Source organism: Sphingobium sp. Leaf26 (genome assembly GCF_001421665.1).
GTDB lineage: Bacteria > Pseudomonadota > Alphaproteobacteria > Sphingomonadales > Sphingomonadaceae > Sphingobium.
The window spans coordinates 664,760-677,961 of sequence record NZ_LMKV01000012.1 but is presented as its reverse complement, the minus strand read 5'-3'; the positions used below and the strand labels follow the sequence as shown (position 1 = coordinate 677,961).

7 protein-coding genes are annotated in these 13,202 nt (G+C 62.7%); 4 read left to right on the top strand and 3 right to left on the bottom strand.

What is annotated here, in order from left to right; all coding sequences use genetic code 11:
* Positions 1 to 17 precede the first annotated feature (17 nt).
* Positions 18 to 3,026 carry a C-terminal helicase domain-containing protein gene (locus ASE85_RS12060; protein WP_162237446.1) on the top strand — a complete coding sequence of 1,003 codons (3,009 nt, stop codon included), beginning with the start codon at positions 18 to 20 and terminating at the stop codon, positions 3,024 to 3,026.
* 78 nt (positions 3,027 to 3,104) lie between these two features.
* Positions 3,105 to 4,748 (top strand): hypothetical protein, encoded by a 1,644-nt coding sequence (locus tag ASE85_RS12055; protein WP_156358294.1) that lies wholly within the window; start codon positions 3,105 to 3,107, stop codon positions 4,746 to 4,748.
* A gap of 176 nt (positions 4,749 to 4,924) precedes the next feature.
* Here the strand turns inward: ASE85_RS12055 and ASE85_RS12050 are convergent, their stop codons facing one another.
* The 3 genes from ASE85_RS12050 to ASE85_RS12035 all read right to left on the bottom strand — a co-directional run bounded on the left by ASE85_RS12050 (position 4,925) and on the right by ASE85_RS12035 (position 11,631).
* Positions 4,925 to 8,335 carry a UvrD-helicase domain-containing protein gene (locus ASE85_RS12050; RefSeq protein WP_056688265.1) on the bottom strand — a complete coding sequence of 1,137 codons (3,411 nt, stop codon included), beginning with the start codon at positions 8,333 to 8,335 and terminating at the stop codon, positions 4,925 to 4,927.
* Positions 8,335 to 10,983 (bottom strand): PD-(D/E)XK nuclease family protein, encoded by a 2,649-nt coding sequence (locus ASE85_RS12045; RefSeq protein ID WP_056688262.1) that lies wholly within the window; start codon positions 10,981 to 10,983, stop codon positions 8,335 to 8,337. Before ASE85_RS12045 ends, ASE85_RS12050 begins: the two co-directional genes overlap by 1 nt.
* Before the next feature lie 375 nt (positions 10,984 to 11,358).
* Complete coding sequence (locus tag ASE85_RS12035) at positions 11,359 to 11,631, bottom strand: hypothetical protein (protein ID WP_056688257.1); 273 nt, start codon at positions 11,629 to 11,631, stop codon at positions 11,359 to 11,361.
* A gap of 110 nt (positions 11,632 to 11,741) precedes the next feature.
* Between ASE85_RS12035 and ASE85_RS23915 the strand changes: the two genes are divergently transcribed.
* Positions 11,742 to 11,867 (top strand): DUF1819 family protein, encoded by a 126-nt coding sequence (locus ASE85_RS23915; protein ID WP_235523504.1) that lies wholly within the window; start codon positions 11,742 to 11,744, stop codon positions 11,865 to 11,867.
* A gap of 174 nt (positions 11,868 to 12,041) precedes the next feature.
* Positions 12,042 to 13,157 (top strand): tetratricopeptide repeat protein, encoded by a 1,116-nt coding sequence (locus ASE85_RS12030; protein WP_156358293.1) that lies wholly within the window; start codon positions 12,042 to 12,044, stop codon positions 13,155 to 13,157.
* Positions 13,158 to 13,202: the final 45 nt, after the last annotated feature.

Genomic DNA, 13,202 nt, shown 5'->3' with positions numbered 1-13,202 from the left:
CATTCCAGGAGGCAACGGTGGCCGCTGCCGTCGAGGCACTTACCGGCAAGGGGAGCCGCCGGTTCCTCGTTGCGGACGAGGTCGGGCTGGGAAAGACCACGGTCGCGCGCGAAGCTCTCCGACATCTGTCAAAAGGAGGCACCAAGGCGTTCACAGCCTTCTATGTCACCAACAACACGCGTGTTTCGGATCAGAATGCGTCGCGCCTCGTCGACTTCCTCGGGAACAAGGATGCGAGGAAACGCGCCCTCTCCAAGGTCGATCGGCTATCGATGATCCCACTCGACCAACGGCCGCCGGGCGAGCCACGCTCTCCGCTACGTCTCTATTCGCTCGCTCCGCAGACCTCGTTTCCGGCCGAGGGCAAACACCAGTCTCCCGGGGCCGCTGTCGAGCGGGCGTTCCTCGGCCGCCTGCTCGAACGCGCCGTGCCAGGGGCTTCGGAGAAGCTGCCCAATCTGTTCATTCAGCAGCGCGCCGTGAAGAGCTGGGAGGGCGCGTGTCGTACCGCCGATCGGCTTATGGGTGGCATCGATCCCAAGCTCGTCGAGACTTATCGCAACGCGCTTAAGGCGCGCTTCAATCCGGAAGGCAAGCGGCCCAGCCTCGCCGACCGCATTGCCAAAGCTGCGAATGAAAAGCCCCATTCACGCACCCTGACCGTGTTGAGGCGGCTCCTTGCCGAGGCCTGCCTGGAGGCTACGCCGCCCGATCTCATCATCTTCGACGAATTCCAGCGCTTCCGGGAGATGCTGGCGCCCGCAGCTGGCGACCGTCTCGGGCAGGCACTGCTCGGTATCGGCAGGAAGAGACCGGCGATGCTGCTTCTCTCGGCGACGCCCTATCGCCTCTACGGCGAGTCCTGGGATGGCAAGGATGGACCGCAGGCGCATGAGGAACTGTTCGAGACGATCGAGTTCCTGAGTCGGAACAAGGAGACCCGCGCGGAGGCCGAGCAGCTGTTCGCCAACTTTGGCGAGATCCTGCGGGCGATCGGCGATGCGAAAGGGGACGGTATCGACCCGCTGCTTCGCGATCGTGCCGAAGCGACGCGTGACCGAATCGATGCGCTGCTGCGGCCGTGCATCGCCCGCACGGAGCGCCCGCCGTCGACCAGCGAGGATTATCGGACACGCCGCGCTCCCCTCCCCATCTTGCCGGGCGATCTACGGGTGTTCAAGCAGTTTGCCGGCAAGGTAACCGACCGGAACAAGACCGCTGCTTCGGCTTATTGGCTGTCGGTCCCGCTACCGGCGCAGGCGTTGGGCTCCCGCTACAAGATTGCCGAAGATAGACCGTTCGAGCGCGAGCCCGGCGCACCATTCCTGCGCGCCGGCAAGCAACTCGCCGAGGCGAAGCAAGGCTGGGGAAGCGCGAAGTTGCGCGCGCTGCAGGAAATTGCGAAAAATCCGGAGCTAGCCCTGCCATGGGTCGCGCCGTCGATACGTTGGTGGCGTTTGGCCGGGCCGTGGGCGAGCGCGCCCTCCCAGAAGACTCTTCTCTTCAGCCGCTTCCGCGCGACGCCGCAGAGCGTGGCGGCGCTGATGAGCCTTGGGGTCGAGAACGCCTATCTCAATGCGGCAGGCACCGATCGCCGCCGGAACTGGGAGAGCAAGCGTCTGGCGCCGCAGTCCGGCCTGCCGGTGATGGGGCTATTCCACCCCTCGCCGTTCCTGATCCGGGTGACGGATCCGCTCAAGGGACACCACGCGACCGCGGACACGGCGCTTAAGACGGTGGCCAATCAGCTCCGCCGTGCGCTGGGCCGTCTCAAGATCGAAATCCGTGACAGGCCGAAGAAAGACGCGGAGCGCTCCAGGCCGCTCTGGAACCTGCTGGCCGCGATCGAGCGGGAGTCGGGCGACTACGATGCCACCCAGTTGGCATGGGTCGCAACGGCAGGCGATGAGGCCGTGCTCGGGCGAATCGTCGAGGAGCGGGACGACGTAGAGGCGATCGAGTGGATCAGCAGCAGGGAATTGGATCGCCTCGCCGAGATCGCGCTGTCGTCGCCCGCTGTCACTGTGGGCCGCGCGCTGTTACGCCATCTCCCGACTGCGATCGACCCTGAGCATATCTACGACCTTATTTGGTTCTGCTGGCACCGGCTCCGGACCTATCTCGACAATCGCGTCTTCTGGGGACGGCTCGGGGGCGGCAGCATTACCGAGGTTCTGGTGGCCGCGGTACGCGATGGCGGTCTCGAAAGCGTGCTCGACGAACATTTCTGGCTCGCGCAAGGGCAGGTCGAGGCAGCGCAGTTGCTGGACGAACTCGGCTCGGCGCTGCACGCTTCGCTGGGCTGGTTCACCTTCCGCGGCCTACCGGCAACCGGGAGCCCGATCCGCCTGCGATGCCACGCGGCCGTGCCGTTCAGCGGGACGGATAAAGCCGACGCCGAGACGACCGAACGCGCCCTTTCCGATTCCGAAGAAGGCACCCCACCGCGTGCCGAGGGTTTGAGGCGGGCGTTCAACACGCCGTTCTGGCCGCATGTTCTCGCCACGACGTCGATCGGCCAGGAGGGGCTCGATTTCCACAGTTGGTGTCGGCGGATCGTCCATTGGGATCTTCCATCGAATCCGGTCGATCTTGAACAACGCGAAGGTCGCATCTCCCGTTATGGCGGCCTGTTGATCCGCCGGCCGCTTGGCGCAAAGGTGCGCGAGGACGCAGTGGCGGCAGGCAAGGGCGGGCAGTCGCCGTGGAACGCGGCTGCGGCCCTTGGGGAGGCGCGCTTTCCTAACGACACCGGACTGTCACCATGGTGGACGTTCGAGAACGCCGACATCGACCGACATGTTCTGGCATTGTCCAAGAGCCGTGACATTGCGCGGTTCGATCACCTTCAGCGCCAGCGTTTGCTCTATCGCCTGGCGCTCGGCCAGCCGAACCAAGAGGATCTGGTGAATCACCTTGCGCGTGGTAGCGACGAGAAGATTGCCGCACTCAGCGCTCTTGCCCTTGATCTCCGACCAGTAGCCGGAGCGAACCTAAAGAATTTGAAAAAAATGACAATATCTTGACCGCCATCGGGTCCTGACGGACATCGGATCGAGCCATTTTTTCAAGCGAAGATCGGTATAGCCTGCATGAACGCCCCAGTGAACGTCACCGCCGTTCCCGTCATCTACGAGATTCTCGGTATGAGCAGCGACCATCAATTAGCACCATTGGTCGACACGCTCACGCAGACGCCTGTCAGCATACTCAAGATTTGCTGGGCCTATGAACGGCATGCCCCAGATCACAGTCAGTATACCGATCAAATCGGCGATGAGATTTACCGCCTTGGGCAGAAGGCGCTGAATATCACGGATGGTAGCCGTCCCTCGTATCAAGGGATGATCAGCGCATTATGCAAACAGGTGGGGTTGCCCGCCCAAGAGGATGAACTGGCAGACAATGAGACAGCACTACTGAACCTCTTCACGCCGCAACGGCTCTCGTCGATCACGGCGGACAAGCAGCAAGCGGCGGTGAACGAGGCTCGTCAAGCAGCTGCCGAGAGTGCCAAAAGCTTTTTTAGTGCCGCAGAATGGCTTCCTCTAGCCGCCTCCCTTTTGCAAATTGCATTCCTACGCAGCATGCATACTGAAGCCGCGTGTGCGAATAAGGTGGCCAAGAAGAAAAGCTCGTCACCAGCGCCTGTCAGTCAAGGCGATGCGTTGGTCATCAGCAACGATAGCGGAACACCTGTCCTGACGCTCGCCCAGATCGGCTTATCTGATTCGGACGCTGGATGGCGCAAGGTCAGCAAGGATGACATGGGGATTAGTCGATTAAATCCGCTTTTGCAGGCTGTCCCCGGCATGGCGACGGCCGTTGAAGTTAGGACCAGCAATTACATGAATGTGATCGTCCCGGCTGGGACCGAGCTGGTGGAGAGCATCAAGCACGGTAGCCTCATCGGCACGCTCCGCAAAATCGGCAAGCCCGAACTCGCCGGAGCCGCCAAACTCGATGTCGGGAAGCTTTCGGCCCTAGCCACTTCCGGCGCTGCTCTCAATATTGCATCTGCTCTTCTGGCGCAAAAACATCTCGCCGACATCAGCGAGAAGCTGTCGGACATTAAAGAAGCCATTGACGATGTCGCCGCGTTCCAAAAGAACGAGCGTCGATCGATCCTGACAGGATCGATCCGCTATTTCGAACAGATTGCTGGCTCAGTGATGTCTGGGGAGCTCTCAGATGAGGTGATTCACCTCATCGAAATGCACGAGACCAAACTGCTTGAGGTGCAGGACCATCTTGCCATCGACATCCGTAGCCAAAATGAAGCCCTGAAAATCCTGAAGGATGCAGAGTGGGTCGGACAGGGTAAGTATATCAAGGCGCTCGACGAGCAACAAACGGCGCTGGATAAACTCTATCGTGAAATGCTGTTGTGCCTACGGGCGCGCGCATGTGGTTGGCAGCTCTTTTCTGCCTTCCCTGGCCGTGAACAGCGTAAAAGAGATCGCCTTCAGGACATCAGAGCCTCTGTACTAGCCTTGCTGCCGCAGGGCGACGCTGCCATCGGGCTAGACCAGCTCCTCCGCGAGAAAATCAAAGCAGTTACTAACCCGGCTGAGCGATTCAAAATTTTGCGGAATGAAAACGCTCTATTGAATCGAATTTCGACTCAAGGCGCCACTGTGTTCGATAGCCTCCAGACGATAAACACTGATATCTCCATTCACGAAACCCCCCTCTCGATGGATTTGAAAATTGAAGATGGGATCATCGTTGCAACGCGAATGCGTTGAACTCCTATCACTTCTTCGAAAATGGTGGAACTGAAATGGACCCGACTGCACGTTCTCTGAACGTTGAACGGTAGATCATTGAAAGCATCGTCTGAGAGCGCCCCGCACGCATTGCTCCAGATTTCCTGACTCGCCTTATCTTCACTTCGCATTGAGAGAATTCTCTGACCCATGGACTAGACGGTAGCAGCGACCAGTGTATCACGCGCTGGCGCTGCAACCTGCAGCAGCTCGCCGGTAGTGACGAAGACGACGAGGCCCGCCGGGATGCCGGTGACCTCGAGATAGCGGCGAACCTGTTGTCGATAATGATCGGCCGCCGCAACACTCGGGCTGACGTCGCTCTTCCAGTCGATCACCAGCTCGGGCGTGCCGTCCTCGCCCAGTGAAAGTGCGTCGACGATCCCGAAGGTCGCCAGTTCGACGCCGTCCTCCTCGCCGAGGCCATAGACCGGGAGCTCGGCGATGAGACGCAGGCGCAGCGCAGCGATCTCCGGCAAGGCCAACGTGCGCGCGACTGTCCCCGCCATCTCGTCCGGCGCGAGGCTCGCGCCCGCGTCAGCGCCGGGCTCACGTCCAAGCGCGCGTACCAGATCCGTTGCGCGCGCCGTGAGCGCGGTGAGGTCGTCGGCCGTCTCGCCCGTCAGCACCTCCTCGAACAGCTTGTGGATGACGAGCCCACGCTCGCGTCCGCCCTGCACCGCGATCATCACCTCGGACTCGGACGCGTCCTCGGCTGTGACCACGATCTGCGGTTCGGCTGCTACCACGAGCGGTCCTTGCGGATTCTCGTCGCGGCTGGGCGCGAGCCAGCGCAGGCGCGTGGTCGCCGCGACCACGCGCGCCGCTTCGCCCGCGAAGATCTCGCGCGTCTGATCATTGGCGGGATCGCCGTCGGCCGTGTCGAACCCTTCGGGATGATGGTCGATCGCGATCGCTGGCAGGCCGTCGAGATCGAAATCCATCAACGCGTTCCAGCTGCTCTTTGCTGGCGCCACGTCGAGCTTGGGCAGGACGAGTAATTCGCGCGCCCGGGTTGCCGCGACATACCAAAGGCGCAATCGTTCGCGCTCGCGCTCCGCGACTTCCGCCGCCTTGGCCTCCTCATAGCCGGTAGGCACGACCCCGAAGATGGGCAGGAAGATCGTCTTGGTGTCGCCGTCGATTACGGGATCGCGCACATCATTGCCCGACGTCATTGTGTTGATCGGCACGACAATCGGCCATTCCAGACCTTTGGAGGCGTGCATCGTGACCAGCGACACCGCCTCTTCTTGGGCATCAGGGCGGCCTTCCGCCGAGCGCGTCTTGCCCTCCCAGGCAGCCGTCATCGCATCAGCAAAGGCGCGCAGACCGCGCACGCCATAGGGCTGAGCCAAGCTCAGGAAGAGGTCGACATTGGCGAGCGGACGCTCCGCCTGCCCACCATGGCGCTGGAGCAGAACCGGGCGCAAGCGCAGCAGATCAACCGCTTCAGCAAGCAACTGGTGCGGCGTCGTGCCGTTGATCCCGCGCCGCAGCGCCTGCAGCTTCTCGACGATGTCGCGGGCATGGGCGTCGGCGATCGCCTCGGCATCGAGATGGATGGTGAGCCGGGGCCGGGCGTCGGGCCGCTCAGGATCGCGCGGCTGGCTCCAGACCAGATCGAGAAGCTGTTCCTCGGTCAGGCCGACCAGCGGCCCGCGCAGCAGCGCCATCAGCGCGAGGCTGTCGCGGCTGTCGGCAAGCACGCGCGTGATCGCGATGAGGTCCTGCACCTCCTGCCGCCTGTAAAAGCCTTTTCCGGCCTGTGTCGCGACCGGTACGCCGCGCTTCTCCAGCGCCTCCTCGTAACGCCACAATTCGGTGCCGCCAGGAGCCAGCAGCGCGATATCGCCCGGACGACAGGGACGCTTGGTGTTGGTCTTGCGATCGACGATGATCTGGCTGCCGATCAGCCGGCTGCACATCTCTGCGACTGCCTCCGCCTCGCAGTCGCGCTGCACGCCGGACTTGGCCTTGCCGTCCTCGCCGGCGCACGCGACCGGCAGCGCCGCCACGCACAGGCCCTCGCCATGATCGGGATGGAAGCTGTCGAGCGCGGTGAAGCCCGGCTGCCCTTTCTCTTCAGACAGGTGCGGGGCGAAGCGGTCGTTAACATAAGCGAGGATCGCCGCGCACGAGCGGAAATTGGTCGAGATCGACAGCAGGTCGCCCGGATTAAGCGCGCGGATCGCTTCGCGCGCCCGGACATAAGCGGCGACGTCGGCGCCGCGGAACCGGTAGATCGCCTGTTTGGGGTCACCGACCAGGAACAGCGCGCCGGGCCGGATGCGATATGCCGCCCAGTCGAGCAGATCGGCGCCAGGCGCCGGATCGCCGCACAGACGCCAGAAGATCTCGGTCTGGAGCGGGTCGGTGTCCTGGAATTCATCGACCAGCACATGCGCATAGCGTCCCGCGAGCGCCCCACGGACGGCATCATGATCGCGCAAGAGATCGCGGGCGGCAAAGATCAGATCGTCAAAATCGAGGAAAGCGGCCGCCCGCTTATAGGCGCGGAAATTATCCGCGATCGGCTGGATCGCGGTGAGCAAGTCGGCGAGCACGCGAGCCGCCGCACCCTGCAGCATCGCGGTCCAGCTGTGCGTGCAGGCGAGATGCAATTCCTCGGCGCGCGTGTTGAGGACGCCGCCCTCGGACTTGGCGAGGCCTGCGATCTTGGCTGCGGCCTCCCACTTCCCCTTCTTCTTGTAAGCGCTGAACCCGCCCTTGGCGGTGCAAAGCGACGGGTGCGGAGTAGATGCCAGAAGCCGGACGAGCGCGGCCGGCGATTGGTCGGTCGTGGCGAAGGCCACCGCCGCTGCCATGTCGACGAAGGCCCTCGCGCCCGCGATGCTCTCCTCTTCCTGTGCAGCCAAGCCCACCACGAAGGCGCGATAAGCGTCGGCAGCCTCACAGAACGCGGTCACCAGCGGCGGGATCGCGCCCGTGAGTGGTGGTACAAGCACACGATTGTCGCGCAGCGCCATGGCCGCCGTCGCAATGAGTTCGGTCGCCTTCGCTGGGTTCTGAAACACGAGCTCGGCGACTAGGCTGTCGTCACCGACATCGAGCACCTCGCGCAGCCAGCGATCAACGATTTCGCCGAACACCAGCTCTGCCTGCGCCGGATCCATGAGCGCCGCGCCCGGGTCGATATTCGCCTCGACCGGATAGGGCTTGATCAGGCGCTGGCAGAAGCCGTGGATCGTCGAGCAGGTGATTTCGTCGATCGCGGCCGCTGCCCCATCGAGATGCGTCCGCTGCTCGGCCGAGAGACCGTCCGGCAGGGCAATGCGCAGTTCGCGTGGGATCCGTCCGTCAAGCAGCTCGTCGACGAAGTCACGGACGCGCGCGAGCAGTTCGCTCGCCGCCAATTCGGTGAAGGTCACCGCCGCGATCGTTCTGGGCGCGGTGCCACCGGCGAGCAGCAGTGCGAGCCGTCCGGCCATAACCGCCGTCTTGCCCGAGCCGGCGCCGGCTTCGACCAGCACCGAGCGGTCATGCGCCGTCATCGCAGCGAGGCGGGCGGCTTCGTCCCTCAGGACGGGTGTCGCGTTAGTCATTAGATCGCCTCCCAGACGAGGGCCGCGTCACCAAGCGTCGCGCGGGCAGGTTCGATTTTGCGCGGACAATAGCCGTTCAGAGCATTGGCCGGGAGCGCAAAGCTCAGATCGTCGTAGTCGCTGCCATTGTCCTCGCCGATCAGCGCGTGCCCTGCGAGGAGGCTCGCGCGCGCCGCGCGGAGATGTCCGGCAAGCTCCTCCAGCACCTCGGCTGGAGCATCCAGGTGCCGCGCCTCGGTGTCGCGCGGATAGAGCAGTGCCGCGTCGATCTCTACGCAGTCACCGAGCAGCGCCTTCACCGCATAAGCATAGAGACAACGCTGCAGCTCCTTGCCGCCCTGTAGGATCACCGGCTTGGATGGCATCTTGCCGCCCTTATAGTCGATCACCCGCGCCTTGGCGGCGTCGCCCGACAGATCAAGACGATCGATGAAGCCGGAGATCTCGAAGCCGGTGTCGGTGATCGCGACGGTCGTCGTCGGATCCCATGGGATCGCGCCGTCGGACTTCGCCGCCTCACCACCGAACGGCACCTCGGTGTAGCTTCTCTGATCCTCGAGCGGCGGTTCGGGATGCTGCAACGCGTTGAGCGCGGTCTCCTTGGTTTCCTCGACAGTGCGACGCCATACGACGAGAGGCGGCACCACCTGCGCGCCTTGCCAGCGGCTCGTGACTGCCGCGGCGGCGGACTCGATCGCGACGGTGAGCTGGTCAGGGCGCGCGACCGCGAGCCCTCCCTCTCCTTCCAGGAGGCGCACGGCGTGATCGAGGGTGTCGTGGAGCAGGATGCCGCTCTGTCGGGCATCGAGCACCAGCGCCTCCTCAGCGCTCTCCGGCGCCCGAACCCCGAGCGCATAAGTCCAGGTGAAGCCGAGCGGGTTGCGCAGTAGCTTGGCGAGCGAGCTCGCCGACTGAACCCGTTCGAGCGCTGCCAGCACTGCGGGATGGTCGGCACGCAGCAGACCATCATGGGCGGTGACGACCGGGCGTTGCCAATCCTGCCAGCAGCCTGTCGCCGAGGCTGCCTGCGGCGTGGCGGCGAAGTCGGCCGGGCGCGCGACCAGACGATCGGTTTCGCTCATTGCATGTGCTGGCCGCCGGTTGCGGCGCAAATAGCGCGCCTCGGGCTGGCCGCGCAGCAAGGGGCTCTTGCCGAGCAGACGGCCCTCCCCGTCGCGACGCGGCCGCGAGAGCACGACCTGCGCGCTGGTCGTACACAGGATCGTCTCGAAATCGCGGCGATCGGCGGCGGTCACCGGCAGCGGATCAAGCTCCGCGGTCGGGATGATATGGTCCGATAAAAGCCGGTCTTCCGAAATCCGCCGCGGCCAGCCGGCCGAGGTCAGCCCAAGCAGGCGCACGAATTTGCGCGGCGAGGCCGCCAGCGCCGAGGCCGGCATCCACGCGACCGACACGCAGGCTTCGCAAGCATCCTCTTGGCGCAGACCATCGATCGTGACATCGATCGCCGCTGGGCTTCCCGCGAGCAGCGCCTTGCGCCAGATGCGCAGTGCCCCGCCCGACAGGAAAGCGCGACCAATCTCCTCAGCCTGCGCGACACCGCCCGAAAGCGTCTCGACGATCGCGCTCAAATCGTCGGTATGATCAACACCATCCGGCCAGCGCTCGGCACTAAGGGTGCCTAGGATTCGCGTCCAGGCGCCGGGAGAAGACAACGGCGCATCGGGCGGGAGAACGCGTTGCCAGCCGTCCGGGAGCGCCTTGAACGGGCCCGCACCTGCGAGCAGCGTCGCGAGACGTCGCAAATGTCTCTGAGTGACGCCGCGTACGAGGATATCGGCGAGCGCGGCGGCTGTCTGGCCATCGCGCGTCGTCACCACGCGGATGCTGTGGACGAAGTGCAGATCGATATTGGCGTCGACCCGCAGCGCCATGAACTCGTCGTCATAGGCGGCGGGTGCGGCGGCTGCGATCGCGATCTCAGACGGCTTGGCCGTTCCACTTGCAATCAGCTCGCGCGCCCAGCGCAGCGCCTCAATCGCTTCATGATAGCCATTGGCCGTACTGACCGCCTCAACTTCCGGGGTGGTCGGCTCGGACCGGGTTACCTCGACGCCCGATCCTTCCAGCCATGCCGGTACCGAGCGCGGGCCGGCATTCCAGCGGACCGGCGTCGTCGCGGCTAGCGCGATCAGCAGTTCTCGCCAACACGGCGACAACTCGCTGATCCCTTGGATGTGGATCTCGCCGAACAAAGCGGGCGCATGCTGGATGCGCGCCAACGCCTGCAATGACAGATCGACAGGCCGGAGCATGGCTGGCGGCAGCATCGCGAGCACCGCCTCCTCGAGCGTCGCCATCGCGGCGAGACGGGGATGGTCGCCGGCACGCGCAGAGAGATCGATCCCAGTTCGCCATACCTTGTGCAGCGTGTCGGCGGTCGCGCCAACCATGCCCGGAAGCAGCTTGATCGCGTCTAACTCGCCGAGATCGATGTCAGGCAACACGCGCTGAATCGCATCGCGCAGCATCTCAGCGTTGATGGGCTGCCTGAAACCGCCGGCAAGGCGCGCTGCCAGTTGCTCGAAGGCCATGACCTGTATGCCGTGATGCTGGTGCCGTGCAGCATCTAGACGGATTTCACGGGATGCGAGACGACCGTGCGCAATATAGGTCTGCCGCTGCATGCAATACTTCCGATTGTTGCCAACTTGGCCCAGAGTAGGTGGACGATGACTCGGAATCAATGTCGGGCACGTTCAAAGCGTGCGCAATCATCTGAAAAAAGCTGGTATTTCGCGCCATTGACTCGCTGCGTGCTTACGGCGCGTAGGTGGAAGGCGGATCTCAGCCAAAATGCGGCTGCCTGATCACACCCAGAACGAGTCTAGAGTTGCCAGCAGATCGTCGTCGATCCGACGGCCTAGGTTGCGATCTCCGCGCCCTTGCGTGTGGATCCCGATCGCGAAACGCTTCAAGGCCACAGTCAAGAAGACCGGTACGCCAGTCATTCCGGCCGCTGTCGTGATAGTGTAGGTGATCACCTTGGGCTTCACGTCCGCTTAGTAGCCCGAATCCATGTACTTGAAGCCGGTCCCTCTCAGGCCAGCGGCATCAAGGTCGGAATGGGTCCCGAACACGTCCGCCGGGAAGCCGGTGACGTTCATGACCTTGCCGTCCGGAAACCTATTGTCGTAGGCCCGGTATCCAAACCAGTCCAATTCAGACGAGGCCGGGCGATCATTGTCGATGATCGCCCAATCGTCGCTTTCCCGCCAAGGCTTATGCCGTCCCGGCGCGACATGTGACGCTGCCACCGAGAAAGTCTCAAGCACGTCCGTTCCATTTCAGCCTGGCTTGGATCTGAGGTTTTTAACCGCTTTCTGGCGGAGAAAGGCGGGAGTGATCCTGGCATTCTGAGCTTTCAGCTTCAACTTATGAGAAATTGCGCCAGGTCCTGTTTCGGATATCGCGTGAAGCTGGCATGAGAAGTGTCGAGGGCAGAATTCAGCCAATCTGGTTGTCAGGGCACATGAAGCGGCTGATCGAGGAGAGTAATCCGGCGGGCTGATCTGCTCGCACCGAGTGGACCGGTTTGTTTGTTAGTGATGGGGTGGACGCCCCCCGACGGCATCGATGGGCCACAGTGGAGGTGTTGAACACCACTTTAGGGAGGCGTCCGTGTCGGAAGTTAGCATAATCGGGTTGGATATCGCCAAGCATGTTTTTCAGGCGCATGGGGTAGATGCGTCAGGCCGTTAAAGCTTTCGTTATAACCATTCTCCCGTTTTTGCGTTGCCGCATTTTCCGCGTTGGTAGAGAATACCATCTGCTTAAAATAGCGCTCAGTGAAGATATGAGGGAAGGCAAGAGCGTGGCGCTGTTCCAGATCATCGACGATGAAGGCCGACTTGGCCACTGCGCCAACCATGCCGAGGTGGAAACCAGACTGTCGGACCTTCTCGAAGAATATGAGGGTGGAGGACTTTCTACCGCAGCCTATTTTTTTGGTCTCAAGCAGATCATCGTGAATCATCCCGACCATATCGAGACGCATGTTCATATCGGAGACACCCTAATGGCCGAGGGCGGTACTAAGGCCGCTCTGGTCGCCTATCAACGCGCTGTGCTTCTCGGGGAGGCAGCAATCCCTGCCGGCTATACCGGCAGGCTGTCCTGGGATCTTGCTAACCGTCCGTTTTTGCGCGCGCTTTGCCGAGCCGCGACCTGCCAGCGTCGCCTTGGCAATCGCAAGAAAACCATTGCTCTGATGGAACGCAGCCTCACGCTTAATCCCGCCGACGCACTCAACATCCGATTGCTCTTGGGATCAGAATATCTGCGAGCACGCGCGACGGAAAAAGCGCGGTTTTTGCTCGAAAGCTGGGCCACTGACTATCCGCCCTGTGCCTATGATCTGGGGCTGATGCTTTTCAGAGAGCATCGCCACGCCGCAGCCGCAACAATTTTACGGCTCGCTTTCATGGCCAATTCCTATGTCGCCGAGATGCTGTGCGGCCATCCCGCGCCCGCGCCGCTCGCAATCTGGCATGGCACATTCGCATCGCTGGAGGTGGCCCAGGACTATGTCGAATATTATGGGACGCTTTGGCATAAGACGCACGACGCATTGCCCTTTCTCCACTGGCTGTTTCATCAGCCCAAGATCATGGCGGAACGGGCGGCTCTTATGGATTGCGACGAACGATTGGCATGGGAGCATGATGTTATCGCCAGACAGCATATCCAATGGCAGAAACAGATCTTGCGCGATCAGTTTGACGAACAGCTATCCCAAACCCTTACAGGCTATCGCAGGACAGCTGAAGGACGATCGGTCCTGCCTTGGTGGCGCCTCTGACAACCCTGAGGAATAATCTCGGCGTTCCGACCGCAAGACCCCATT

Bases quoted from the DNA above. Each gene is read 5' to 3' on its own strand.
- ASE85_RS12050 (WP_056688265.1), bottom strand. From the start codon at position 8,335: ATGACTAACGCGACACCCGTCCTGAGGGACGAAGCCGCCCGCCTCGCT.
- ASE85_RS12045 (WP_056688262.1), bottom strand. From the start codon at position 10,983: ATGCAGCGGCAGACCTATATTGCGCACGGTCGTCTCGCATCCCGTGAA.
- ASE85_RS12030 (WP_156358293.1), top strand. From the start codon at position 12,042: ATGCGTCAGGCCGTTAAAGCTTTCGTTATAACCATTCTCCCGTTTTTG.